Origin of the sequence: Streptomyces sp. NRRL F-2664 (assembly GCF_000719345.1) — a bacterium.
Classification (GTDB): domain Bacteria; phylum Actinomycetota; class Actinomycetes; order Streptomycetales; family Streptomycetaceae; genus Streptomyces.
This window is the reverse complement of record NZ_JOFX01000050.1, coordinates 18,889-42,888: the sequence shown is the minus strand read 5'-3', so window position 1 is coordinate 42,888 and position 24,000 is coordinate 18,889. Positions and strand designations below refer to the sequence as shown.

At 70.4% G+C, this 24,000-nt stretch carries 17 protein-coding genes, 5 tRNA genes and 5 pseudogenes; 11 read left to right on the top strand and 16 right to left on the bottom strand.

Annotation, left to right across the window (positions count from 1 at the left end; genetic code table 11):
• Positions 1 to 93 precede the first annotated feature (93 nt).
• Positions 94 to 696 (top strand): annotated as a pseudogene (gene cofC / locus IF89_RS0130795) (2-phospho-L-lactate guanylyltransferase); the annotation flags it as partial.
• A gap of 300 nt (positions 697 to 996) precedes the next feature.
• Here the strand turns inward: cofC and IF89_RS0130790 are convergent.
• The 4 genes from IF89_RS0130790 to leuC form a co-directional block, all read right to left on the bottom strand.
• Complete coding sequence (locus IF89_RS0130790) at positions 997 to 1,674, bottom strand: HU family DNA-binding protein (protein WP_030774994.1); 678 nt, start codon at positions 1,672 to 1,674, stop codon at positions 997 to 999.
• A gap of 144 nt (positions 1,675 to 1,818) precedes the next feature.
• Entirely contained in the window at positions 1,819 to 2,046 is a 228-nt protein-coding gene (locus IF89_RS0130785; RefSeq protein WP_030009267.1) for a hypothetical protein, read from the bottom strand.
• A 137-nt stretch (positions 2,047 to 2,183) separates the two neighbouring features.
• Positions 2,184 to 2,777, bottom strand: a complete 594-nt coding sequence (gene leuD, locus IF89_RS0130780) for a 3-isopropylmalate dehydratase small subunit (RefSeq protein ID WP_030774988.1) — start codon at positions 2,775 to 2,777, stop codon at positions 2,184 to 2,186.
• Between the two features lie 3 nt (positions 2,778 to 2,780).
• Positions 2,781 to 4,205 (bottom strand): 3-isopropylmalate dehydratase large subunit, encoded by a 1,425-nt coding sequence (gene leuC, locus IF89_RS0130775; RefSeq protein WP_030774987.1) that lies wholly within the window; start codon positions 4,203 to 4,205, stop codon positions 2,781 to 2,783.
• A 181-nt stretch (positions 4,206 to 4,386) separates the two neighbouring features.
• On the opposite strand from leuC, the gene ndgR reads away from it, so the two are divergent.
• A complete protein-coding gene (gene ndgR, locus IF89_RS0130770) occupies positions 4,387 to 5,103 on the top strand; it encodes an IclR family transcriptional regulator NdgR (RefSeq protein WP_007266782.1) in 717 nt (238 codons plus the stop codon).
• A gap of 170 nt (positions 5,104 to 5,273) precedes the next feature.
• On the opposite strand, the gene IF89_RS0130765 is transcribed toward ndgR, so the two are convergent.
• The 9 genes from IF89_RS0130765 to IF89_RS0130725 all read right to left on the bottom strand — a co-directional run bounded on the left by IF89_RS0130765 (position 5,274) and on the right by IF89_RS0130725 (position 9,251).
• Positions 5,274 to 5,346 (bottom strand) — tRNA-Glu (locus IF89_RS0130765).
• Positions 5,347 to 5,360: 14 nt separating this feature from the next.
• Positions 5,361 to 5,432: transfer RNA gene (locus tag IF89_RS0130760), tRNA-Gln, on the bottom strand.
• A 21-nt stretch (positions 5,433 to 5,453) separates the two neighbouring features.
• Positions 5,454 to 5,526, bottom strand: a tRNA-Glu gene (locus IF89_RS0130755).
• A gap of 64 nt (positions 5,527 to 5,590) precedes the next feature.
• Positions 5,591 to 5,663 (bottom strand) — tRNA-Glu (locus IF89_RS0130750).
• Between the two features lie 27 nt (positions 5,664 to 5,690).
• Positions 5,691 to 5,762 (bottom strand) — tRNA-Gln (locus tag IF89_RS0130745).
• A gap of 85 nt (positions 5,763 to 5,847) precedes the next feature.
• Complete coding sequence (locus IF89_RS0130740; RefSeq protein ID WP_030774986.1) at positions 5,848 to 6,576, bottom strand: HAD family hydrolase; 729 nt, start codon at positions 6,574 to 6,576, stop codon at positions 5,848 to 5,850.
• 135 nt (positions 6,577 to 6,711) lie between these two features.
• On the bottom strand, positions 6,712 to 8,187 hold the full coding sequence (gene gltX / locus IF89_RS0130735; protein WP_051807857.1) for a glutamate--tRNA ligase: 1,476 nt from the start codon (positions 8,185 to 8,187) through the stop codon (positions 6,712 to 6,714).
• On the bottom strand, positions 8,180 to 8,968 hold the full coding sequence (locus IF89_RS0130730; protein ID WP_030774984.1) for a fumarylacetoacetate hydrolase family protein: 789 nt from the start codon (positions 8,966 to 8,968) through the stop codon (positions 8,180 to 8,182). The genes gltX and IF89_RS0130730 overlap by 8 nt, the downstream gene beginning before the upstream one ends.
• Positions 8,969 to 9,062: 94 nt before the next feature.
• Complete coding sequence (locus tag IF89_RS0130725) at positions 9,063 to 9,251, bottom strand: hypothetical protein (RefSeq protein WP_030774981.1); 189 nt, start codon at positions 9,249 to 9,251, stop codon at positions 9,063 to 9,065.
• 575 nt (positions 9,252 to 9,826) lie between these two features.
• Here IF89_RS0130725 and IF89_RS49135 point away from each other — a divergent pair.
• The 8 genes and pseudogenes from IF89_RS49135 to IF89_RS0130700 all read left to right on the top strand — a co-directional run.
• A pseudogene (locus tag IF89_RS49135) lies at positions 9,827 to 13,420 on the top strand (nitrate- and nitrite sensing domain-containing protein); the annotation flags it as partial.
• A pseudogene (locus tag IF89_RS42600) lies at positions 13,416 to 13,682 on the top strand (roadblock/LC7 domain-containing protein); the annotation flags it as partial. The pseudogenes IF89_RS49135 and IF89_RS42600, both read left to right, overlap by 5 nt.
• Before the next feature lie 151 nt (positions 13,683 to 13,833).
• Positions 13,834 to 14,226, top strand: a complete 393-nt coding sequence (locus tag IF89_RS0130715; RefSeq protein WP_030037344.1) for a DUF742 domain-containing protein — start codon at positions 13,834 to 13,836, stop codon at positions 14,224 to 14,226.
• Positions 14,207 to 14,788: a GTP-binding protein gene (locus IF89_RS0130710; RefSeq protein ID WP_030774976.1), complete on the top strand. Its 582-nt coding sequence runs from the start codon at positions 14,207 to 14,209 to the stop codon at positions 14,786 to 14,788. Before IF89_RS0130715 ends, IF89_RS0130710 begins: the two co-directional genes overlap by 20 nt.
• Positions 14,789 to 15,084: 296 nt before the next feature.
• Positions 15,085 to 18,246 (top strand): annotated as a pseudogene (locus tag IF89_RS0130705) (nitrate- and nitrite sensing domain-containing protein); the annotation flags it as partial.
• Positions 18,224 to 18,490, top strand: a pseudogene (locus tag IF89_RS42595) (roadblock/LC7 domain-containing protein); the annotation flags it as partial. The pseudogenes IF89_RS0130705 and IF89_RS42595, both read left to right, overlap by 23 nt.
• Before the next feature lie 93 nt (positions 18,491 to 18,583).
• The gene (locus IF89_RS42590; RefSeq protein ID WP_078628617.1) at positions 18,584 to 19,126 is read left to right on the top strand and encodes a DUF742 domain-containing protein; all 543 of its coding nucleotides are present in this window, start codon (positions 18,584 to 18,586) and stop codon (positions 19,124 to 19,126) included.
• A complete protein-coding gene (locus IF89_RS0130700; protein ID WP_007266770.1) occupies positions 19,107 to 19,691 on the top strand; it encodes a GTP-binding protein in 585 nt (194 codons plus the stop codon). Before IF89_RS42590 ends, IF89_RS0130700 begins: the two co-directional genes overlap by 20 nt.
• Positions 19,692 to 19,863: 172 nt before the next feature.
• Here IF89_RS0130700 and IF89_RS0130695 read toward each other — a convergent pair whose 3' ends face one another.
• Both IF89_RS0130695 and IF89_RS0130690 read right to left on the bottom strand, forming a co-directional pair.
• Positions 19,864 to 20,064: an acyl-CoA carboxylase subunit epsilon gene (locus IF89_RS0130695; RefSeq protein ID WP_030774971.1), complete on the bottom strand. Its 201-nt coding sequence runs from the start codon at positions 20,062 to 20,064 to the stop codon at positions 19,864 to 19,866.
• Positions 20,065 to 20,136: 72 nt separating this feature from the next.
• On the bottom strand, positions 20,137 to 21,720 hold the full coding sequence (locus tag IF89_RS0130690; protein WP_030774969.1) for an acyl-CoA carboxylase subunit beta: 1,584 nt from the start codon (positions 21,718 to 21,720) through the stop codon (positions 20,137 to 20,139).
• Positions 21,721 to 21,995: 275 nt separating this feature from the next.
• Here IF89_RS0130690 and IF89_RS0130685 point away from each other — a divergent pair, with 275 nt between their 5' ends.
• On the top strand, positions 21,996 to 22,604 hold the full coding sequence (locus IF89_RS0130685; RefSeq protein WP_030774967.1) for a YceI family protein: 609 nt from the start codon (positions 21,996 to 21,998) through the stop codon (positions 22,602 to 22,604).
• A 32-nt stretch (positions 22,605 to 22,636) separates the two neighbouring features.
• Here the strand turns inward: IF89_RS0130685 and IF89_RS0130680 are convergent, their stop codons facing one another.
• On the bottom strand, positions 22,637 to 23,992 hold the full coding sequence (locus tag IF89_RS0130680; RefSeq protein ID WP_030774965.1) for a hypothetical protein: 1,356 nt from the start codon (positions 23,990 to 23,992) through the stop codon (positions 22,637 to 22,639).
• Positions 23,993 to 24,000 lie beyond the last annotated feature (8 nt).

The window sequence follows — 24,000 nt, the reverse complement described above, 5'->3', positions numbered from 1 at the left end:
CGACACATGACCCGGCCATGACCCGACCTCCGTGCGGGCAGGGACCGGTGCGCACCGGAGGGGAAGGGGGCCGCCACGAACGCGGTCTGGAGTCTGGTGGTCCCGCTGAAGCCCCTGTCGGTGGCCAAGAGCCGGCTCGCGGCGGCCGTCGGGGCCTCCCGTCCGGGGCTCGCCCTGGCCTTCGCCCAGGACACCGTCGCAGGGGCGCTGGCCTGCGCCGCGGTCGCGGATGTGGTGGTCGTCACGGACGACGCCGGCGCCGGCCGGGAACTGGCCGGGCTGGGGGCGCGGATCGTCGCGGACACCCCGGGGGCCGGTCTCAACGCGGCGCTGGCGCACGGCGCCCGCGCGGCGCGCGCGGGACGTCCCGGCGGCGCGGTCGCGGCGATGAACGCCGACCTGCCGGCGCTGCGGCCCGGGGAATTGCTACGCGTGCTCGAAAACGCCTCGGCATTTCCGCGGGCATTTCTGGCGGATGCGGCCGGAATCGGGACGACTCTGCTTTCCGCAGCGCCGGGTGTGGAATTGGCCCCGTCCTTCGGGGGCCCGTCGCGGGCCCGGCATTCCGCCTCGGGAGCGGTGGAGATCGCATTGACGGACGTGGACAGCGTGCGCCGGGACGTGGACACGGCGGCGGATCTGCGGACGGCGCTCGCCCTCGGTGTGGGGCTCCACACCGCCCGATACAGTGCGGGTATGCAGGCGACCGCGTACACGTACGACTCCCAGACCCGCAGCGGCAGTGTGCTGCTGGACGACGGCACCCCGGTGCCCTTCGAGGCGCCGGCCTTCGACGCGGGCGGTCTGCGGCTGCTGCGTCCCGGACAGCGGGTCCGGATCGAGACGGACGGCAAGGGCGCGGACCTGCGGATCACCCTGATCACGCTGCAGACCTTCTGACCTCCCGGCCTTCCGCACGGCGGGCGCCCCCTGAGCGCACCGCGGGCCGGCTTCCCCGGAGGAGGGAAGCCGGCCCGGCGTGTGTGACTCGTGCCCCTACTTCTTGCGGGCGGTGGTCTTCTTCGCGGTGGCCTTGCGGGTCGCCGTCTTCTTGGCCGGCGCCTTCGTCGCCGCGGTGGCCTTCTTGGCCGCCGGGGCGGTCTTCTTCGCGGTGGCGGTGGTCTTCTTCGCCGCCGCCGGGGCCTTCTTGGCGGTGGTGGTCTTCTTGGCGGCGGCGGTCGTCTTCTTCGCCGCGCCCGTGCTCTTCACGGCCGTCTTCTTGGCGGTCGCCGTAGTCTTCTTCGCCGTGGTCTTCTTCGCCGTCGTGGACTTCGCGGCGGCCTTCTTGGCGGTGGTGGCCTTCTTCGCGGCGGCCTTCTTGACCGTCGCGGAGGCACCGCCGCTCAGGCTGCCCTTCGGGGCCTTCTTCACCGACACCTCGCCGCCCTTGGGCAGCTTCTTCGTGCCGCTGACCAGGTCCTTGAACCCCTGGCCGGCGCGGAAGCGGGGCACCGAGGTCTTCTTGACCCGGACGCGCTCACCCGTCTGCGGGTTACGGGCGTAGCGGGCCGGGCGGTCGACCTTCTCGAACGAGCCGAAGCCCGTGACCGAGACCCGGTCGCCTGCGACGGTAGCGCGGACGATGGCGTCCAGTACCGCGTCGACAGCGTCCGCGGCCTGCTGGCGGCCGCCCAGCTTGTCGGCAATCGCTTCTACGAGCTGCGCCTTGTTCACGTCTTCCCCTTCGGAGACATCGCCAGAACGAATGTGTTCAAGCTTATTTCGCACGTTAGGCGGATATATACCGCAAATCAAACACGAAACGGGCTAATCACCCTAGTGCCGCAACGCCGGAGGCGGTTACGGAGTTCCTTCGCATCAGTCGCCTTCAGGGAATCGACCCTCGTCGAGGTCCTTCATCAACCTGTCCAGGCGCCTTGCCGCATCGGCGAGATCATGCTTCGCCGCGGCCGTGACGACCAACAGCTTCCGGGACAGCGCCATCCGTACGCCCTCCGGGACTTGCAGTGAGCGCACCCGTGTGTGTGCTTCTTTCAGCCGGTCCGCGACGAGTTCGTAGAGCTCGAGTTGACTGTCGCGTTCCATGCACAGATTGTGCCATCTGGGGCGAGTTGTCGCCTCACGGGGCCTCAACAAACGCCTGTGCCCCCCGCCCGAAGGCGGGGGGCACAGTGTTGTCGACGTGATCACCCGCAGGTGAATAAGCGCTGATCAGGCAGGAATCAGGCCTTAATCGTGCGCGGCTTGAAGGCCGGCCGGGCGCTTTCGTAGGCGGCGATGTCCGCTTCGTTCTGAAGGGTGAGCGAGATGTCGTCCAGGCCTTCCAGCAGACGCCAGCGGGCGTTGTCGTCGAGTTCGAACTCGGCCACGACGCCTTCCGCGCGCACCTGGCGGTCGACCAGGTCGACCGTGATCTCGGCGGTGGGGTCCGCCTCGGTCAGCTCCCACAGCCGCTCGACGGTCTCCTGCGGGAGCACGACGGTCAGCAGGCCGTTCTTCAGGGAGTTTCCGCGGAAGATGTCGGCGAAGCGGGAGGAGATGACCGTCTTGAAGCCGAAGTTCTGCAGGGCCCAGACGGCGTGCTCGCGCGAGGAGCCGGTGCCGAAGTCGGGGCCGGCGACGAGCACCGTCGCGCCGGCGCGCTCGGGGCGGTTGGTGATGAACTCCGGGTCCTTGCGCCAGGCCTCGAAGAGCCCGTCCTCGAACCCGTCACGGGTGATCTTCTTGAGCCAGTGGGCCGGGATGATCTGGTCGGTGTCGACGTTGCTGCGGCGCAGCGGGACGGCGCGGCCGGTGTGGACGGTGAAGGCTTCCATGATTCAGACTCCGGCGGTCGCGTCGGCGGCGGACAGGTCGGCGGGCGAGGCCAGATGGCCCAGCACCGCGGTGGCGGCGGCCACCTGCGGGGAGACCAGGTGGGTGCGCCCGCCCTTGCCCTGCCGGCCCTCGAAGTTGCGGTTGGAGGTGGACGCGGAGCGCTCACCGGGGGCCAGTTGGTCGGGGTTCATGCCCAGGCACATCGAACAGCCCGCGTGCCGCCACTCGGCGCCGGCCTCCTTGAAGACCTTGTCCAGCCCCTCCTCCACCGCCTGGAGGGCGACGCGGACCGAGCCGGGGACGACCAGCATCCGTACACCGTCGGCGACTTTGCGGCCCTCGATGATCCCGGCGACGGCGCGCAGGTCCTCGATGCGGCCGTTGGTGCAGGAGCCTACGAAGACGGTGTCGACCGTGATGTCGCGCAGCGGCTGGCCGGCGCTCAACCCCATGTACTCCAGCGCCTTTTCGGCCGCGAGGCGCTCCGAAGCGTCTTCGTACGAAGCCGGGTCGGGGACGTTCGCCGACAGCGGGGCGCCCTGGCCGGGGTTGGTGCCCCAGGTGACGAACGGGGACAGCGACGCACCGTCGATGACGACCTCGGCGTCGAAGACCGCGTCCTCGTCGGTGCGCAGGGTCTCCCAGTACGCGACGGCGGCGTCCCAGTCCTCGCCCACGGGGGCGTGGGCGCGGCCCCGGAGGTAGTCGAAGGTGGTCCGGTCGGGGGCGATCATGCCCGCCCGGGCGCCGGCCTCGATCGACATGTTGCAGATGGTCATGCGGGCTTCCATCGACAGCCGCTCGATGGCCTCGCCGCGGTACTCCAGGATGTAGCCCTGGCCGCCGCCGGTGCCGATCTTGGCGATGATCGCCAGGATCAGGTCCTTCGCGGTGACCCCCTCGGCCAGCTCGCCGGTGACGGTGATCGCCATCGTCCTGGGACGGGCGAGCGGCAGGGTCTGGGTGGCCAGCACGTGCTCGACCTGGCTGGTGCCGATGCCGAAGGCCAGTGCGCCGAAGGCACCGTGCGTGGAGGTGTGCGAGTCGCCGCAGACCACCGTGGTGCCGGGCTGGGTCAGGCCGAGCTGCGGTCCCACGACGTGGACGACGCCCTGCTCGATGTCGCCCAGCGGGTGCAGGCGGACGCCGAACTCGGCGCAGTTCTTGCGCAGCGTCTCCAGCTGGGCCCGGGAGACCGGGTCCGCGATCGGCTTGTCGATGTCGAGGGTGGGGGTGTTGTGGTCCTCGGTCGCGATGGTGAGGTCGAGGCGTCGGACCGTGCGGCCGGCCTGGCGCAGTCCTTCGAAGGCCTGCGGGCTGGTCACCTCGTGCAGCAGGTGCAGATCGATGAAGAGGAGGTCGGGCTCGCCTTCGGCGCGCCGGACGACATGGTCGTCCCAGACCTTCTCCGCGAGAGTCCTACCCATCGCTTTCCCTCCGGCCGGCGGGTGTGCCGGCGCTTCATAGAGATTCGTGCGCCGGTCGCCCGTACCCCACGTCCCGGACGACGGCTCGGACCCAGTGGTTCGTGGACCCGCACATACAGACTCGCTGGTTCTTGGAAAAATTGAACTTGCGTTTCACAGTGTGAGACGCGAATATCGTTTCATGGACAACTCTAGCGGCGTCGGCGTTCTCGACAAGGCAGCTCTGGTACTGAGCGCACTGGAGTCCGGTCCGGCCACCCTCGCCGGGCTGGTCGCGGCGACAGGGCTCGCACGACCCACGGCACATCGCCTGGCCGTGGCACTGGAACACCACCGGATGGTGGCGAGGGACATGCAGGGCCGGTTCATCCTCGGTCCGCGGCTGGCGGAGCTCGCCGCCGCGGCCGGCGAGGACCGACTGCTGGCCACGGCGGGACCGGTACTCACCCACCTCCGCGACGTGACGGGCGAGAGCGCGCAGCTCTACCGCCGTCAGGGAGACATGCGCATCTGCGTGGCGGCCGCGGAGCGGCTGTCCGGCCTTCGGGACACCGTGCCGGTGGGCTCGACCCTGCCCATGAAGGCCGGCTCGGCCGCGCAGATCCTGATGGCCTGGGAGGAGCCCGAGCGGCTCCACCGCGGTCTGCAGGGCGCGCGCTTCACGGCGACGGCCCTGTCGGGCGTACGGCGCCGCGGCTGGGCCCAGTCGATCGGCGAGCGGGAGCCCGGCGTGGCGTCGGTGTCGGCGCCGGTGCGCGGGCCGTCGAACCGCGTCGTGGCCTCCGTGTCGGTCTCCGGGCCGATCGAGCGGCTGACCCGCCACCCCGGCCGGATGCACGCCCAGGCCGTCATCGACGCGGCCGCCCGCCTCACGGAGGCGCTGCGCCGCTCCGGCTGACGCCGTTCCCCTATCCGTCCACCCCCGGGCCCGGGGGCGCGTTCGACGCCGCACACGTCCGAACACGCGCCTCCGGGCCCGTACTTGTGTGCGCGGCCGCCCGGGCCGCGCGGACCGGGGGCATGACGAAGAGGCCCTCCGCGACGAACGCGGAGGGCCTCTTCCATGCGTACCCCCGACCGGATTCGAACCGGCGCTACCGCCTTGAGAGGGCGGCGTGCTAGGCCGCTACACAACGGGGGCTTGCTTGTACTGCGCTGGGCTACCAGGACTCGAACCTAGAACAAAGGAACCAGAAACCTTCGTGTTGCCAATTACACCATAGCCCAATGTGGTCTATACCAGACCAGTACCCCCGACCGGATTCGAACCGGCGCTACCGCCTTGAGAGGGCGGCGTGCTAGGCCGCTACACAACGGGGGCCCTAGCGATCCTGCATCAAGACGTCCGGGAGCTACCCAAAAGGAGATCTTGCGGGAAGGATCTGTACCCCCGACCGGATTCGAACCGGCGCTACCGCCTTGAGAGGGCGGCGTGCTAGGCCGCTACACAACGGGGGCAAAGCACTGCGTTACTGCTGCACTGCGCTGGGGTACCAGGACTCGAACCTAGAATAAGGGAACCAGAAACCCTCGTGTTGCCAATTACACTATACCCCACCGAAAGTCAAGACCCTGGGGGACTTTCTTTCGAGTGGCGCCTCCGTCCGGCCTTTCGGCCCGCTCCGGCGGCGCAGAAAGAACATTACCGGATGCCCGACCGTGCTCCAAAACGGGTATCCCGTGCCAGGAGCTCCGGCAGTCGGTCAAGGCCTTCGATCCGGTGCGCCCCCTCGGGTCCGGGCCCCCGGCCGCCGTCCCGGTCGATCCATATGGCCAGCAGTCCGGCGTCGCGGGCCCCGCGGGCGTCGATCTCGGGCTGGTCCCCGACGTACGCCACGTCCGCGGGCGGCAGCCCGAGCGCCTCGCACGCCGCGAGGAACGCCTCCGCCTTCGGTTTGCTGACGCCGAGCTCCACGGCGCAGACCAGCACCTCGAAACGCTCGCGCAGGCCGAGGTGGCGCAGCTTGGGGTCCTGGTTGGCGCTGGAGGAGTTGGTCAGCACGCCGTGCCGGTAGTCGGCCGCGAGCGCGTCGAGCGCCGGCACGACGTCCGGGAAGACGGTCCAGGCGGACTTGTAGTGCTCGACGTACTGGTCGAACCAGCTGTCGGCCTCGGCCGCGGTCATGTCGGGCCGTTCGAGGAACTCCCGTACCCGCTCCTGCCGCTGCCCCTGGAAGGTGCCCACGCCGGCGGCGAAAAGCGCCCAGTGGCGGTCGGTGATCTCCCGCCAGCGTGCGAGGGCCTGCGCGGGCGTCCCGTACCGCTCCGCGAGCCGTACGGCCTCCAGCTGCGCGGCGAGTCCGGCCGCGTCCGCTCCCGTGTAGTCGAAGAGGGTGTCGTCGATGTCCCACAGCACGGCGCGGATCGGCATGGGGCCGAGCCTACGCCGCGCTCCCCCGCCCGGAGGGGACGACGGGAAGATCCGTCCGAAACGGGAGGGCGGCCGGAAACGCGCCGGGGGCGGCAGCCCGTGGTCGGGCGGCCGCCCCCGGGGGCGTGGGCGGGGCTAGCCGGCCAGCTTGGCCAGGGCCGCGTCGATGCGGGCCAGGGAGCGCTCCTTGCCCAGGATCTCCAGCGACTCGAAGAGCGGCAGGCCGACCGTGCGGCCGGTGACCGCGACACGGACCGGGGCCTGGGCCTTGCCGAGCTTGAGACCGTGGGCCTCCCCTGCTGTCAGGACGGCCTGCTTGAGGGACTCGGGGTCCGACCAGTCGGCACCGGCGAGCTTCTCGCGGGCGGTGGTCAGCAGGGCCGCCGGCTCGCCCTTCATCGCCTTGTCCCAGGAGGCCTGGTCCTCGACCGGCTCCTTGCGGAACAGGAAGTCGACGTTGGCGGTGATCTCCGACAGGACGCCCACGCGCGTCTGGGCGTACGGCGCGATGCGCTCCCAGGCCTCGGCGTCGAAGTCCTCGGGCGCCCAGTTGGCGTGCGGGGCCTGCAGCCAGGGGGCGCAGCGGTCCGCGAAGACCTTCGGGTCGAGGAGGCGGATGTGGTCGCCGTTGATCGACTCGGCCTTCTTCAGGTCGAAGCGCGCCGGGTTGGCGTTGACGCCGTCGATGTCGAACTTCTGGACCATCTCCTCGATCGAGAAGACGTCCTGGTCCTTGGAGAAGGACCAGCCGAGCAGCGAGAGGTAGTTCAGCAGGCCCTCGGGGAGGAAGCCGCGCTCGCGGTAGAGGTTGAGGGAGGCCTCGGGGTCGCGCTTGGAGAGCTTCTTGTTGCCCTCGCCCATGACGTACGGCAGGTGGCCGAAAGCAGGGGTGCTCTTGGCGACGCCCAGTTCGATCAGCGCCTGGTAGAGGGCGATCTGCCGGGGGGTCGACGAGAGGAGGTCCTCGCCGCGCAGGACGTGCGTGATCTCCATCAGCGCGTCGTCGACGGGGTTGACCAGGGTGTAGAGCGGGGCGCCGTTGGCCCGGACGATGCCGAAGTCCGGCACGTTCTCCGGGGTGAAGGTCAGCTCGCCGCGGACCAGGTCGGTGAAGGTGATGGGCTCGTCGGGCATCCGGAAGCGGACGATCGCGGGGCGGTGCTCGCCCTGATAGGCCTCGACCTGCACGGTGGTGAGCTCGCGGCAGTGGCCGTCGTAGCCGGAGGGCCTGCCGGCGGCGCGGGCGGCGGCGCGGCGGGCGTCGAGCTCCTCGGTGGTGCAGTAGCAGTGGTAGGCGTAGCCGCCGTCGAGAAGCTTCTGCGCGACGTCCTTGTAGATGTCCATGCGCTCGGACTGGCGGTACGGGGCGTGCGGGCCGCCGACCTCCGGGCCCTCGTCCCAGGTGAAGCCGAGCCACTTCAGCGAGTCGAGCAGCTGGTCGTAGGACTCCTCGGAGTCGCGCGCCGCGTCCGTGTCCTCGATGCGGAAGACGAACGTACCGCCGTGGTGGCGCGCGAACGCCCAGTTGAAGAGGGCGGTGCGGACCAGGCCCACGTGGGGGTTGCCGGTCGGGGAGGGACAGAAACGTACGCGGACAGGTCCGTTAACCACGCTTGATCACCTTGTTGGTGAGAGTGCCGATGCCTTCGATGGTGACGGCGACCTCGTCGCCGACGTTGAGGGGGCCGACTCCGGCCGGGGTCCCCGTGAGGATGACGTCGCCGGGGAGCAGCGTCATGGCCTCGGTGATGTGGACGACCAGGTCCTCGATGGACCGCACCATGTCGCTGGTGCGGCCGAGCTGGCGCTGCCGGCCGTTGACCGTGCACTGGATGGTCAGGTCGGCCGGGTCCAGGTCGGTCTCGATCCACGGGCCGAGGGGGCAGGAGCTGTCGAAGCCCTTGGCCCGGGCCCACTGCTTCTCGCGCTGCTGGACGTCGCGTGCGGTGACGTCATTGGCGCAGGTGTATCCGAGGATGACGTCCTTGACGCGCTCCCTGGGGACCTCGCGGCACATGCGGCCGATGACCACGGCGAGCTCCGCCTCGTGGTGGAGGTTCTGGGAGAAGGACGGGTAGGTGATCGGGTCGCCGGGGCCGACCACGGAGGTGGACGGCTTGAAGAAGGTGATGGGGGCGTCCGGGACCTCGTTGCCGAGCTCCGCCGCGTGCTCCGCGTAGTTGCGGCCGATGGCCACGACCTTGTTCGGGAGCACGGGCGGCAGCAACCGGACCTTGCTCAGCGGGACCTTCGTGCCGGAGAGCTCGAAGTCCGCGAACGGGATGCCCTTGATGATGTCGAGCACGAGCGACGCCTCGTTGCCGGGGGCGGCGTCGCCCTCGACCGCGCCGAACGCGACATTGCCGTCGATCGAGAACCTGGCGATGCGCACGTGTTGCGTCTGCCCCTCTGTTTTCCGCTGGCTGGAGTCTGCGTTCCCAGGCTAACGCGGCGGACGGGGCGCTTCACGTTCCGTGCGGGGCGGCTTACTGCGCGGCGGCGGCGACCGGCGCGTCCATGAGGACCGTGCGGCGGGGGTTGGCGGTCTGCGTCGGCAGTTCGACGGCGTGCTCCGGGGAGGCCGGCGCCGCCTGCAGTTCCTCGGCGTCCTTGAGGTGCGCGAGGGTGGTGCGGCGGGGGTTGGCTATGTTGCGGAACATCGTCGTCGTCTTCATCGGAGTTCGGGGTCCTCGGTTCGGTCTGGGGATGTCGGCCGGCGCCCGCACCGGCCTGGCGCCAACCCTTCAAGGGGCAAGGCTAAACATCTGAATCCCCTGCGGAACCGGGAAGTAATGGCCACGGCTGTGTGAGTTTGCTCACCCGTGACCAGACATTTCCGCCATAACGGACAGCCAACAGCGCCCATAGAAACGGACATTGCGCCACTGAATGCGCCATTCCGCTCCTGATCATCGCGACTGGGACACCTTGCCAGCCCGGTTGTTTGGATGGTGTAAGTCCGTTTTCAACCGAATGCGGGCGCACGTCGAGTAATTCCGCCGTCACGGGCCGTGGCCGACTCTCCGGGGTGACACGCGCACCTTGTTGGAGATCCGCCACTGTGCTGGAATTCGCGGGACCGCCGCGGGACATGGTCCAGCGCGCAGGTGGCGCGACTCAGCGCCGAGCGGCGCACGGAAAGGAAGACGCGCCGGTCACCGACGACCACCATGGGGCGGACATGCCCCACGACTCGACACCGTTCCGCCGGTCGCCCGGCGGGACGCCTGGTCCAGAGGTTGCGACGCTAGTGCAGGGACGATTCAAGAGGGATGGCAGCGCTGCGGCGGAGCAGGAGCCGCGCGGCGGGACCGACCGTGGCTCCTCGCCCCAGCACGCCCAGAACCGCGGGCCGGCTGTCGAGGGCGCAGGCCCCGACGCCTCCGCGGCGGTGAGGGCGAAGAGCCGCGCGAAGAGCCTGAAGGCCAAGTCCAAGGAGAAGGACAGGCCCGGGTCGGCCGAGCCGGACGTGGCGATACCGAAGGCCCCCAGTGGGCCCGGTTCCCGCCTCGCCATGCAGAACTGGCGCATCAGCACGCGACTGGTGTCGCTGCTGACCCTGCCGGTCGTCGCCGCCACCACGCTCGGTGGCTTCCGCATCAACGACTCGCTCAACGACATCGCGCAGCTCGAGCACATGCAGCTGCTGACGACGATGACGCGACAGGCCACCAACCTGGCGGCCATGCTCCAGGAGGAGCGCGACCTCTCCGCGGGTCCGCTGTCGATCTCCAAGGGCAAGAGCAACAGCCAGGTCGACAGTGCCCGCGCGCAGACGGACGTCGCCGCCAAGGCCTTCACCGCAGCCACCGACCGGGTCGACAGCACGGGCAAGAAGGACGACACCCTCAAGTCGATCCGCAACAACGTGCTGCAGATCGGCCGTCAGCTCACCAACATCGAGACGATCCGCTCCAAGGCGTACGCCAGCGGCGCACAGCAGACCGTCAGCGAGTACAACGCGATGATCGTCTCGCTGCTCTCGCTCTCCCAGGACATGGCGCAGGCCACCTCCAACCCGGAGATGATCAAGCGCACGCGCGCCCTGGCCGCGTTCTCCGCCGCCAAGGAGTACGCCTCCATCCAGCGCGCGATCATCGCCGCCTCGCTTCCCGACACCAACGAGAAGCAGGGTGAGCTGAAGGAGAACGACCGCCTCTACGCCCTCTCCGCGCAGAAGGGCGAGCAGCAGGCGAAGACCACCTTCGAGCTCGTCTACCAGGGCCGCACCGAGGAACTCCTCGCCGGTCTGGGCGACAGCAACTCCGAGATCTCCAGCGCCGACCACTACGCCCGCCGCGTGCTGGCCAGCCAGGACGCCTTCCTCCGCGAGAAGAACCGGTCCTGGCTGGACTGGTACGACGCGGACGGAACCAAGCTCCAGGCCATGAAGGTCATCGAGCTGACCCTGCTCGAAGAGATGGAGCAGAAGGCCCGTGAGCTGAAGAACGAGGCCCAGCAGGACGCCATCATCAACGGTGCGCTGATCCTCCTCGTCCTCGGTGTCTCCCTCGTCGGCGCCTTCGTCATGGCCCGCTCCATGATCCGCTCGCTGCGCCGCCTCCAGGACACCGCGACCCGGGTCGCCCAGGACCGTCTGCCCGAGCTCGTCAAGCAGCTCTCCGAGTCCGACCCGCAGGACGTCGACACGTCCGTGGAGTCCGTCGGTGTGCACACCCGCGACGAGATCGGCCAGGTGGCCGCGGCCTTCGACGACGTGCACCGCGAGGCCGTCCGCCTCGCCGCCGAGCAGGCCCTCCTGCGGGGCAACGTCAACGCGATGTTCACCAACCTCTCGCGCCGCTCCCAGGGCCTCATCCAGCGCCAGCTCTCGCTCATCTCCGAACTGGAGTCGCGCGAGGCCGACCCGGACCAGCTGTCCTCCCTCTTCAAGCTCGACCACCTCGCGACCCGCATGCGCCGCAACGGCGAGAACCTCCTCGTCCTCGCGGGCGAGGAGCCGGGCCGCCGGTGGACCCGCCCGGTCCCGCTGGTCGACGTGCTCCGCGCCGCCGCGTCCGAGGTGGAACAGTACGAACGCGTCGAACTGGCCTCGGTGCCCGGCACCGACGTCGCCGGCCGCGTCGTCAACGACCTCGTGCACGTCCTCGCCGAGCTTCTGGAGAACGCCACCTCGTTCTCCTCCCCGCAGACCAAGGTCAAGGTCACCGGTCACGCGCTGCCCGACGGCCGCGTGCTCGTCGAGATCCACGACACCGGTATCGGCCTCTCCCCGGAGGACCTCGCCGCGATCAACGAGCGGCTCGCGTCGCCGCCGACCGTGGACGTCTCGGTCTCCCGGCGCATGGGTCTGTTCGTGGTCGGCCGCCTGTCCCTGCGCCACGGCATCCGCATCCAGCTGCGCCCCTCCGACTCGGGTGGTACGACGGCCCTCGTCATGCTGCCGGTGGACGTCGCCCAGGGCGGCAAGAAGCCGGGCCCGACGCCGGGTCAGGGCGGCCCCGCCGGTGCCCAGGGCGGTCCCGGTGCCCAGGGCTCCGTGCCCGGTCCGGGCGCTCGTCCCACCGTGGGCGCGGGTCAGCAGCGCGGTCAGGTCGGCGGCGGCCAGCGCGCCGCCCTGCCCGGTCGCGACGGCGCCGCCGGCCAGCAGCGTCCCCAGGGCGGTCGGCCCCAGGGCGGCCCCGGTGCTCCGGGTACTCCCGGTGCTCCCGGTGCCCGTCCGCAGCAGGGCGGCCCGACCACCGCGGGCCAGGGCCAGGGCCAGGGCGGCTTCGGCTCCGGTCCGCTGCCGACCCGGGGCCCGATCCCGAGCGTCGGCTACGGCGGCAACCCCCAGGCCCGTCCCGCGTCCGGCCAGCCCGGACACCCCCAGGGCAACGGCTTCGAGCGCCCGCAGCAGCCTCCGGCGCAGCCGCAGCAGCCCCAGCCGCAGCAGGCCCAGCAGCAGCCGACCGGTCCCGCGGCTCAGGCCCCGGGCGGGTCCCGGCCGCAGCTGCCGCCGCGCGGCGGCGCCGGTGCCCGGGCGGAGCTTCCCGGCCCGCAGGCCACCAGCTGGGGCTCGGACCAGGCACGCGGCCACGACGAGCTCTCGGGCCCCGGCTCCACCGCCGAGTTCGCCCGCCCGGACTTCAACGCGCCGATGCCCCAGGGCGACGGCGTGGGCAGCACCACCGGCCAGTTCGAGCGTCCGGACGTACGGGGGCCCGTCGACCCGTCCGCCACCGGCCAGTTCGAGCGCCCGGGCTACCAGCCCCAGCGGCCCGGCGGCCCCGGTGTCGGCGGGTTCGCCCGCCAGCCGCAGGCCCCGCAGCAGCCCCAGCCGCAGGGCGGCGGTTACGCACCCGTACCGCCCGCGCGGTCCGAGGCCCCGCGGCTGCCGCAGGCGCACCGGCCCGAGGCGCTGCCCCCGGCCCAGGGCCCCGGCGACGCCCGCAGCCCGATCTTCGACACGCTGGAGTCGAACTGGTTCCGCGAGGAGGGACAGCAGTCCCCCGCGCAGGTCCCGGCCGTGCCCCAGCAGCCGCAGCAGTCGGCTCCGGCGGCCCCGGCCCCGCAGCAGCAATTTCCGCAGCGCGGCCAGGAGCAGGCGGCCGAGCCCGCCGCGGCGACGACCGGCGCGATGCCGACCGTCAGCTGGAAGTCCTCGCCGAACGACGAGCTGATGCGGCAGGCCGAGCGCGTGCGCCAGCCCGCCGCCGGCGGCATCACGACCTCGGGGCTGCCCCGCCGGGTCCCGCGGGCGAACCTCGTGGCCGGCACCGCGCAGCAGCAGGCCGACACGCAGGCGGGTCCGCAGGTCTCGCGGGCGCCGGACGACGTCCGCGGCCGTCTGACCAACCTCCGACGCGGTATCCAGCAGGGCCGTCAGGCTGGCAACGGCGGCCGTGGCCTCCGGACTGACCTCGCTGACCGCCGGTGCCTCCCGCATCTTCGAGGGCGGCGCCGTCAACCAGACCGTGGTCGAGATGGACCGGGGATTCCTCTTCCTCATGTCCGTCTCCGACGGATCCTCGCTGGCCGTACTGGCGCACCCGGAGTGCGACATCGGCCTCGTGGGCTACGAGATGGCTCTTCTGGTGGATCGCGCGGGCAGTGTCCTCACCCCGGACCTGCGCGCCGAACTGCAGGGAAGCCTGCTCGGCTGACTTCCCAGCTCCCGGCCGGACGGTACTGCCGGCCGGGAGACCGGGGCCCCGCCCCGGAATCCAGTACAACCGACAGGCCGTCATACCGTTCCCCCCACCGGCCGCCCCGTCAGACGGCACGCTGACCACTGCTGTCCAGCCCGGAGGATGAATGACCCCGCCCCCCGCCTACCCCGATGCGTACGGAGACTCGTACTCGGAAGGCGATCAGCCGTTGGTGCGTCCCTACGCGATGACCGGCGGCCGGACCCGGCCCCGCTACCAGCTCGCCATCGAGGCACTGGTCAGCACCACCGCCGATCCGATGCACCTGTCCGGCCTGCTCCCGGAGCACCAGCGCATCTGCACCCTGTGCCGCGAGGTCAAGTCGGTCGCCGAGGTCTCGGCACTGCTGTCCATGCCGCTGGGCGTGGCCCGGATCCTCGTGGCCGACCTGGCGGAGGCCGGCATGGTGGCGATCCACCAGCCGGGCAATGGAGAGGCCGGCGGCACGCCGGATGTAACGCTGCTCGAAAGGGTGCTCAGTGGCCTTCGGAACATCTAGCGGAGCGGCTCCCCGCTCCACCACCTCCGCGAAGATCGTGGTGGCGGGCGGCTTCGGCGTGGGCAAGACCACGTTCGTCGGAGCCGTGTCGGAGATCAACCCGCTGCGCACCGAAGCCGTCATGACCAGCGCCTCGGCCGGTATCGACGACCTCACGCACACCGGTGACAAGACGACCACGACGGTCGCGATGGACTTCGGCCGCATCACGCTCGACCAGGACCTGATCCTGTACCTCTTCGGTACGCCGGGCCAGGACCGCTTCTGGTTCATGTGGGACGACCTGGTCCGCGGCGCGATCGGTGCGATCGTGCTCGTCGACACGCGCCGGCTCGCCGACTGCTTCCCCGCGGTGGACTACTTCGAGAACAGCGGCCTGCCCTTCGTGGTGGCGCTCAACGGCTTCGAAGGGCACCAGCCGTACACGCCGGAGGAGGTCCGTGAGGCGCTGCAGATCGGCCCGAACGCTCCCATCATCACCACCGACGCCCGCCACCGCGCGGACGCCAAGAGCGCGCTCATCACGCTCGTCGAGCACGCGCTGATGGCCCGGCTCAAGTAGCGCGGCGGTCCCAACTGCCGCACGGGAGGGGCGGGCTGTGTCGTAGGACACGGCCCGCCCCTGTCGTTCATAACGTTTCGACAGAGAATTGAAGCCTTTTGGCAACGGGATGCGTTCGATCGGTGCCGCTGCGCTCACAACCGCCCCGGTTTTTGCAGCGGGACGCTCTTTATGTCCGATTTACGTGAGGCATAAGTCTCTCGGGGCGGCAGATTTCAACTGTTTGGAACACGGCAGTCAACCGTGCTGGAATTCAACGAACTAGCTAGTAGCACCGCCGAGAGGTTGTTGGTCGAGTGAGGCGAAGCAACGCAAGCCCCGCGGATGAACCCGCGCGCGGCAACTTCACCCCGCCGCCGCGAGCGGCCGCGTCGCCCGCCGACGTGCCCGTGGAACCGCCTGTGAAGAGCGGGAGCACCAGCCGGTTCTCCCCCCGCAACTGGCGCGTGCCGACCCGCCTGAACGCCATTCTGCTCGTACCGGCCCTCGTGGGCCTGGTCATGGGCGGCTTCCAGGTGAAGGGCTCCATCGACACGTGGAACGAGGCCAAGGACGCCGAGCAGATAGCCCGGGTCGTTCAGGCGGCCTCGGAATACAGCCAGGCACTGCTCAACGAGCGTGACCTCACGGCCGAGCCGCTCCTGAACGGCCTGACCAAGGACGAGAAGGTCAGCAAGGCCTACGCGGCGACGACCGCCGCGAAGGAGAAGTTCGACAAGGCCGTCCTGGACCTGCCCGAGAACCAGGGCATGGAGCGGCGCCTGGAGCTCTTCCGCACGGAGGAGCCCAAGCTGGCGGACGTCCGCCAGACCGCCTACCAGGCCGGGATCGAGAGCGCCAAGAAGAACCCGCCCACGTCGTTCGGCCCCATCCCCACCGAAGAGGGCTACGTCACGGTCCAGCACTACCTGATGCAGTTCGCCAACGAACTGGGTCTCGGTACGGGCAACGTGACCTCCTACGGCCGCATGGTCTACGCGATCCAGCTCGCCAAGGCGGCGAACTCGCTCCAGCGCTCCGTGGGCACGCACCTCCTGGTGCGCCCGAACAACGACGAGAACATCCGCAAGGCCCAGCTCGTCGCCTTCTCCTCCTACGCCTACCTCGAGGAAATCGCCATCGGCGAGTACGTCGCGGCGGGCACCGAGGAGGACGTGAACCGCCTGAAGACGGTCATGGCCAAGAAGGCCGAGGAGGGCGCCGCCAAGCTCGCGGAGGCCAAGGCCGCCTCCGAGCAGGCCGGCACCCCCTTCAAGTCCCCGCCCGTCTCGCCGATCAACAAGTCGATCCTCACCGGCATGACCGAGGCGATCGCCAGCGGCGAGCCGAAGAAGAAGGTCATCGACGGCGGCACCACGCCGGCGGCCTGGCAGTTCGCCGCCACCTCCAAGTTCGACGGCTACGACGAGGTCGAGAAGGAACTCCTCGAGAAGGCCGTCAACGACGCCGTCGCGGTCTCCGACGACGCCCGCGTCGACGCCATCACCAACGGCGCCATCGTGGTCGTGGCCCTCCTCGCGGCCTTCATCCTGGCCGGCATGATGGCCCGCCAGATGGGCCGTGCGATGGGCCGCCTGCGGACCGCCGCCTTCGACATCGCCGAGCAGCGCCTGCCGTCGCTCGTCGACCAGCTGTCGCGCACCGACCCGGGCAAGGTCGACACCCGGGTCACGCCGATCCCGATCGACTCGCAGGACGAGATCGGCGAGGTCGCCCGCGCGTTCGACCAGGTCCACCGGGAAGCGGTCCGGCTCGCCGCCGAGCAGGCGCTCCTGCGGGGCAACGTCAACGCGATCTTCACGAACCTCTCCATGCGCAACCAGTCGCTGATCGAGGGCCAGCTGACCCTCATCACCGACCTGGAGAACAACGAGGCCGACCCGGACCAGCTGGAGAACCTCTTCCGCCTGGACCACCTGGCCACCCGTATGCGCCGCAACGGCGAGAACCTCCTCATCCTCGCGGGTGAGGAGCCGGGCCGCCGCTGGGACCAGCCCGTGCCCCTCGTGGACGTGCTCCGCGCCGCCTCCTCCGAGGTGGAGCAGTACGAGCGCATCGAGCTCTCCGGCGTCTCGGACGCCGAGATCCACGGCCAGGCCGTGACCGACCTCGTGCACCTGCTGGCCGAGCTGCTGGAGAACGCCACCACGTTCTCCTCCCCGCAGACCAAGGTGCGCGTCAACGCCACGCGCCTGCCCGACGGCCGCGTCATGGTCGAGATCCACGACAAGGGCATCGGCCTCACCGCCGAGGACTTCGCGGACATCAACCACAAGCTCGCCAACCCGCCGACCGTGGACGCCGCGATCTCGCAGCGCATGGGTCTGTTCGTGGTCGGCCGGCTGGCGGACCGCCACAACATCCGCGTCCAGCTGCGCCCGTCGGGCGAGGCGGCCGGCACCACGTCGCTGATCATGCTGCCCGACGCCATCACGCACGGTGGCGGTGGCGAGGGCATCCCGGACGACGACTTCACGGTCTCGCAGATCATTCCGGAGCAGAAGGCCCAGCAGGCCGCCCCGATGCGCACGGCGGCGGAGCTCGGCTTCGACGACTCGCGTTACGAGCAGGGCGGTGACGCACAGGGCCTGGACCCGGTGGGCCGCTCCCTGAGCCGCGGCGAGCGGCGTGCCGCCCTGGAGGCCCAGGTCGGCTTCCCGCAGGAGCCGCAGCAGTACGCCGACCGGAGCGGCCCGGGCGGCCAGGACTATCCGGAACCTCAGCCCGAGCACGGCTACCAGGCGTACCAGGGCTACGAGCAGCAGTCCGAGCAGGGTTACGAACCTGCGTACGACGGACAGCGCCCGGAGCAGGGGTACGAGGCGTACCCGCAGCAGGACTACGCCTATACGGAAGACGGCTACCCGGACCAGCAGTCGAGCACGCAGAGCTACGACGCAGGCTACGAAACCCCGTCGGCACAGGCCGAGTGGCCCGAACAGAACACGTATCCGGCTGCCTACCAGCAGGATTACGGGACTGAATCGGAATCCCGGGCCGTCCCCGAACCGGCCGCGGAGCGCGTAGGCTTCGACCGTCCGGGCGCCGCTGCCGACACCGGTCACGCAATGACCGGAGCGGGCCTGCCGCGACGCGGCAGCCAGCAGCAGTGGCAGCCGGCACAGCAGGAAGCGGAGTCCTCCGGGTCCCTCTTCGAGCAGCGACCGCAGCGTCAGCGGCAGGCCGCGGCGCCGGAGCAGGACCAGGACGGTGGCACGGGTTGGCGCTCGGGCAACGACGAGCGCTGGCAGCAGGCCGCCAAACTCCGTGAGCCGAAGGCGGGCGGGGTCACCCCGTCCGGTCTCCCTCGGCGCGTGCCCAAGGCCAACCTGGTCGAGGGCGCAGCGGAGACGACCCCGCAGGGCGGCCCCCAGGTCTCCCGCGCTCCGGAGGACGTCCGCGGCAGGTTGAGCAACTTGCGGCGAGGTGTCCAGGGCGGCCGTGGCCTCCGGACTGACCTCGCTGACCGCCGGTGCCTCCCGCATCTTCGAGGGCGGCGCCGTCAACCAGACCGTGGTCGAGATGGACCGGGGGTTCCTGTTCCTCATGTCCGTCTCGGACGGATCGTCCCTCGCGGTGCTGGCGCACCCGGAGTGCGACATCGGCCTCGTGGGTTACGAGATGGCTCTTCTGGTGGATCGCGCGGGCAGTGTCCTGACCCCGGACCTGCGCGCCGAACTGCAGGGCAGTCTTCTCAACTAGCAAACAGGCAGTGCGTTTCGCGCCATCGCACCGTAGGGTGCGGTGGCGCGGTTCCACAGGGAGTACTGCGTTCTTGGAGTCGGAGGAGGAGACGTGACAACACCCGGAGGACATCCTTATGGCGGCGCGCAGCAGCCGCAGGGTGGGCACGACCAGAACCGCTTCAACTTCCCCTCCGCGCCCAGCCGGCCTGTGCCGGAGCAGAACCATTACCAGCAGTACGGGCAGCCCCAGCAGCCCCAGATGCCTCCGCAGCCGCCTCCGCGCGCCCCGCGGCAGCCGGCTCCGAAGGCCCACAACCCGCTGGTGCGCCCGTACGCGATGACCGGCGGCCGGACTCGGCCGCGCTACCAGCTCGCCATCGAGGCGCTGGTCAGTACCACGGCGGATCCCGCGCGTCTGCAAGGGCAGTTGCCCGAGCACCAGCGCATCTGCCGCCTGTGCCAGGAGATCAAATCCGTCGCGGAGATCTCGGCACTCCTCTCCATTCCTCTTGGTGTCGCCCGCATCCTCGTAGCCGACCTGGCGGAGGCGGGCCTTGTCGCCATTCACCAGCCCGGCGGCGATGAGTCTGCCGGTGGCCAGCCAGACGTGACACTGCTCGAAAGGGTGCTCAGTGGACTTCGCAAGCTCTAACGGCGGAGCGGCTCCCCGCTCCACCACCTCCGCGAAGATCGTGGTGGCGGGCGGCTTCGGCGTGGGCAAGACCACGTTCGTCGGAGCCGTGTCCGAGATCAACCCGCTGCGCACCGAAGCCGTCATGACGTCCGCGAGCGCGGGCATCGACGACCTCACCCACACCGGTGACAAGACGACCACGACGGTCGCGATGGACTTCGGCCGCATCACGCTCGACCAGGACCTGATCCTGTACCTCTTCGGCACCCCCGGCCAGGACCGCTTCTGGTTCATGTGGGACGACCTGGTCCGCGGCGCGATCGGTGCCGTCGTGCTCGTCGACACGCGCCGGCTCGCCGACTGCTTCCCCGCCGTCGACTACTTCGAGAACAGCGGCCTGCCCTTCGTCATCGCCCTCAACGGCTTCGACGGGCACCAGCCCTACACGCCGGAGGAAGTCCGCGAGGCCCTGCAGATCGGCCCGGACGCCCCCATCATCACCACCGACGCCCGCCACCGCGCGGACGCCAAGAGCGCGCTCATCACGCTCGTCGAGCACGCCCTCATGGCGCGCCTGCGGTAGGAGCCGGCCGCAGCCGTATCCGACAGGCCCCTGTGTCCATGACGCGGGGGCCTTCGCCGTGGGCGGCGGCGCCGGATCGGGCGGGCGGGACGGCCCGGAGGGTGCGTCGGTACGCGCAAGGCCCCGCACCCTGGACGGGTGCGGGGCCTTCGGGGCGCGGGGAGCTCTCGGCTCAGCCCTGCCAGCTGTGCGGGGCGCGGAAGCCCGGGGTGCGCTCCAGACGGCGCCAGCCGGCCTGGCGGGGCAGGCGGACGGCGGTCTCCTCGGGGGTGGCGGCGGCGCGGGCGAGCAGGATCGCGGTGATCGCGGCCAGCTCCTCCGGCTCGGCGTTGCCCTTCTCGACGCGGAGCAGGGTGTCAGAGGTGTGGGTCATGGGGTGGCAGATCTCCTTCGCGGTTACTGCGGCGGGTTGCCGTGCTTGCGGGACGGCAGATCGTGCTGGCTGTTACTGCGGCGGGTTGCCGTGCTTACGGGACGGCAGGTCCGCGTGCTTGTTCCGCAGCATGGCGAGCGCACTCACGAGCACCTCGCGGGTCTCGGCGGGGTCGATGACGTCGTCGACGAGGCCGCGCTCGGCCGCGTAGTACGGGTGCATCAGCTCGGCCTTGTACTCCTTGACCATGCGCACGCGCATGGCCTCGGGGTCCTCGGCGTCCGCGATCTGCTTGCGGAAGATGACGTTGGCAGCGCCCTCGGCGCCCATCACGGCGATCTCGTTGGTGGGCCAGGCGTAGGTGAGGTCGGCGCCGATGGACTGGGAGTCCATGACGATGTACGCGCCGCCGTAGGCCTTGCGCAGGATCAGCGAGATCCGCGGCACGGTGGCGTTGCAGTACGCGTACAGGAGCTTGGCTCCGTGGCGGATGATGCCGCCGTGCTCCTGGTCGACGCCCGGCAGGAAGCCGGGGACGTCCAGCAGCGTGATGATCGGGATGTTGAAGGCGTCGCACATCTGGACGAAGCGCGCGGACTTCTCGGAGGCCTCGATGTCGAGCACGCCGGCGAGGTGGGCGGGCTGGTTGGCGACGATGCCGACGACCTGGCCGTCCATGCGGGCGAGGGCGCAGATGATGTTGCGGGCCCAGCGCTCGTGGATCTCGAGGACGTCGCCGTCGTCGACGAGTTCCTCGATGACCTTGTGCATGTCGTACGGGCGGTTGCCGTCCGCGGGGACCAGGTCCAGCAGGACGTCCGAGCGGCGGTCCGCCGGGTCGGTCGTCTCGTGGACGGGCGGGTTCTCGCGGTTGTTGGAGGGCAGCATCGAGATGAGGTAGCGCACCTCGGAGATGCAGGTCTCCTCGTCGTCGTACGCGAAGTGCGCGACGCCGGAGGTCTCGGCGTGCACGTCGGCGCCGCCGAGGCCGTTCTGGGTGATCTCCTCGCCGGTCACCGCGCGGACGACGTCCGGGCCGGTGATGAACATCTGCGAGGTGTCGCGGACCATGAAGACGAAGTCCGTGAGAGCCGGGGAGTAGGCGGCTCCGCCCGCGCACGGCCCGAGCATCACCGAGATCTGCGGGATGACGCCCGAGGCCTTGGTGTTGCGCTGGAAGATGCCGCCGTAGCCGGCGAGCGCGGAGACGCCCTCCTGGATGCGGGCGCCGGCGCCGTCGTTGAGGGAGACCAGCGGGGCACCGGCCGCGATGGCCATGTCCATGATCTTGTGGATCTTCGTGGCGTGGGCCTCGCCCAGGGCGCCGCCGAAGATCCGGAAGTCGTGCGCGTAGACGAAGACCGTGCGGCCCTCGACGGTGCCCCAGCCGGTGATGACACCGTCGGTGTAGGGCTTCTTGCTCTCCAGGCCGAAGCCGGTCGCGCGGTGGCGGCGCAGCTGCTCGACCTCCTTGAAGGAACCCTCGTCGAGGAGCAGGGCGATGCGCTCGCGGGCGGTCAGCTTGCCCTTCGCGTGCTGGGCCTCGGTCGCACGGTCACTGGGTCCACGCCGCGCCTGCTCGCGCAGGGAGTGCAGCTCGGCCACGCGCCCACGGGCGTCCGTCGGCTCGCTCGGGATCTGGTCCACAACGGTCATGTACCGACCTTACGAAGATCGTGATGAAAAACCTCCGTTCATTCCGCACAGTCTCGGGACTCTTCCGCTGTCCGGCCCGCACAGAACCACCGGTGGAAGTAAGGACTCCGCCATCCGGGGTCCTGTGCGCTTGTAGGACCTTCACAGAAATCGCCGACACCCCGACCAGTGGTTGAAATTTGAACAGAATGCCTCTAGTGTTTCTGGTGTCGAAGTCGTTGAACGTTAAACGACCTCGGCGCCCCCACACAGGAACCACTGCCGAGGAGTAAGTCATGGGTCTCTTCAACCGCCGCACCCCGGAGAACACCGCCGCCGTCGCCACGCTGGACGTGGACCCGGCCCTCGCCGCCCTCACCGGCGACTACGTCGTCGACGCCGCCCACAGCCGCATCGGCTTCACCGTCCGCCACGCCATGGTCACCAACGTCCGCGGCGCCTTCGAGGACCACGAGGGCACCCTGCACCTCGACGGCTCCGACCCGGCCCGCTCCACCGCCTCGATCGATGTGAAGATCGCCTCCGTGGACACCGGCATCGCCGACCGCGACGGCCACCTGCGCAGCGCCGACTTCTTCGACGCCGAGGCCTTCCCGCTGATGACCTTCCGCTCCACCGAGGCCGCGTTCCTCGGCGGCGACACCTACCGGATCACCGGCGACCTCACCATCAAGGACGTCACCCGGCCGCTCTCCATCGACCTGGAGTTCAACGGCTCCGCCACCGACCCGTACGGCAACCAGCGCGTCGGATTCGAGGGCAGCGCCGACATCCTGCGCTCGGACTGGGGCCTGACCTGGAACGCGGCCCTGGAGACCGGTGGCGTCGTCGTCAGCGACAAGGTCAAGCTGACCTTCGACATCTCGGCCATCAAGCAGGCCTGACCTGCCGCACGGCGACCCGGGGGCGGCCTGCCCTAGAAGCCGCCCCCGTCGAAGCCGCCGCCGAATCCTCCCCCGTCGAACCCGCCTCCGCCGCCGAAGTCCCCGCCGCCGAAATCGGACGGGTTGAAGTCGGCGCCGGAGAAGTCCCCGCCGTCGAAGCCGCCGCCGTAGTCCGAGGCGTAGGCGGGGGTCGACATCATCGAACCGAGCATCGTGCCCATGAGCAGGCCGGGCAGGATGCCGCCGCCGAAGTACCCGCCGGCCCAGGGCCCGTACGCGGGGCCCGCGTCGTAGTAGGGCCGCGGCCCGCGCTCGGTGTCGACGGTGCGCACCGCCGGGTCGTGCCCGTCGCGCAGCCGGACCGCGTCCGCCGTGCAGACGGGTACCGTACGCGCCGCTCCCGTCGCCGGGGCCCACGTCGCGTCCTCGGTGCTGGGCCCGTGGCGCGGGTCGAAGAAGCAGGGTGCGCGGCGCTCCGGGACCGGCCGGCCCTGTCGGCGCGCGTCCAGACGGGCCAGGGCGTACCGGCCGTCCTCCAGGGCCCGGGTCACGCCGGTGACCTCCTCCGGGTACTGCACGGAGGCCATGAGCTGTTTGGCCTTGTCGTACGCGTCGAGCCCCCGCGCGTAGTCCTCGCGCATCGCGTCGTCCGCGCCGGGTTCACCGGGGTGGAAGTCCAGGCGGTCCAGCTCCTCGCCGAAGGCCGTGATGTCCTCGTCGACGACCACGCCGAGCCGCTCTATCGCCTCGCGCCGCGTCTGCTCCTTCTTCCTGCGGTTGCGGCGGACCAACGCGTACGCCCCGCCGCCGCCGACCGCGGCCATGGCGCCGAGGGTGACCAGGCCGCCGACCGGTACCCCGTCGCCCGCGCCGGTGGTGCCCCACGAGGCGGGGGCGCTGCCCCTGGCCTGCGCCAGGGCCTGGTCCACGAAGTTGTTCAGCTGGGTGCTCGCGTCGACCGGGGCGCCGGTCTTGACCGCCTCGGTGAGGTTGCGCACGGCGTTGGCCGGCATGACCGCCCGGTCGGCGCCGGCGTTGAAGCCGTCGCCGAGCCGGATCGCGTAGAGCCCGGTGATGCCGGTCTCCGCCCGGACGGCGGGGAGCACCTTGTCCGGCGGGAACTCGGCGGTGGCCGGGAGGACGGCGACGAAGACCGGCTTCCCGGCGTCCTTGATCTTCTCCGCGAGTGCGTCGGCCTCGGCCGGCGGCAGCTGCGCCCGGGCCCGGGGGTCGACGTACACGGGCCCCTCCTTGAGGGCCTCCCCCACGGCGGCGACCCCGGTGGCGGCCGACGCCTGCGGCGCGACGGCCAGGGCCGTCGCGGACAGGGCCAGCAGCAGACCGGACAGCAACGATCCCCCACGCACGGATATCAGCCTGGTCCTCATATCCCCGA

What these genes read in the sequence shown, in the direction of transcription:
- IF89_RS0130785 (WP_030009267.1), bottom strand. Translation starts at nt 2,046, where the DNA reads ATGGAACGCGACAGTCAACTCGAGCTCTACGAACTCGTCGCGGACCGG.
- leuD (WP_030774988.1), bottom strand. Translation starts at nt 2,777, where the DNA reads ATGGAAGCCTTCACCGTCCACACCGGCCGCGCCGTCCCGCTGCGCCGC.
- leuC (WP_030774987.1), bottom strand. Translation starts at nt 4,205, where the DNA reads ATGGGTAGGACTCTCGCGGAGAAGGTCTGGGACGACCATGTCGTCCGG.
- ndgR (WP_007266782.1), top strand. Translation starts at nt 4,387, where the DNA reads ATGGACAACTCTAGCGGCGTCGGCGTTCTCGACAAGGCAGCTCTGGTA.
- IF89_RS0130740 (WP_030774986.1), bottom strand. Translation starts at nt 6,576, where the DNA reads ATGCCGATCCGCGCCGTGCTGTGGGACATCGACGACACCCTCTTCGAC.
- IF89_RS0130725 (WP_030774981.1), bottom strand. Translation starts at nt 9,251, where the DNA reads ATGAAGACGACGACGATGTTCCGCAACATAGCCAACCCCCGCCGCACC.
- IF89_RS0130715 (WP_030037344.1), top strand. Translation starts at nt 13,834, where the DNA reads ATGACCCCGCCCCCCGCCTACCCCGATGCGTACGGAGACTCGTACTCG.
- IF89_RS0130695 (WP_030774971.1), bottom strand. Translation starts at nt 20,064, where the DNA reads ATGACCCACACCTCTGACACCCTGCTCCGCGTCGAGAAGGGCAACGCC.
- IF89_RS0130690 (WP_030774969.1), bottom strand. Translation starts at nt 21,720, where the DNA reads ATGACCGTTGTGGACCAGATCCCGAGCGAGCCGACGGACGCCCGTGGG.
- IF89_RS0130685 (WP_030774967.1), top strand. Translation starts at nt 21,996, where the DNA reads ATGGGTCTCTTCAACCGCCGCACCCCGGAGAACACCGCCGCCGTCGCC.
- IF89_RS0130680 (WP_030774965.1), bottom strand. Translation starts at nt 23,992, where the DNA reads ATGAGGACCAGGCTGATATCCGTGCGTGGGGGATCGTTGCTGTCCGGT.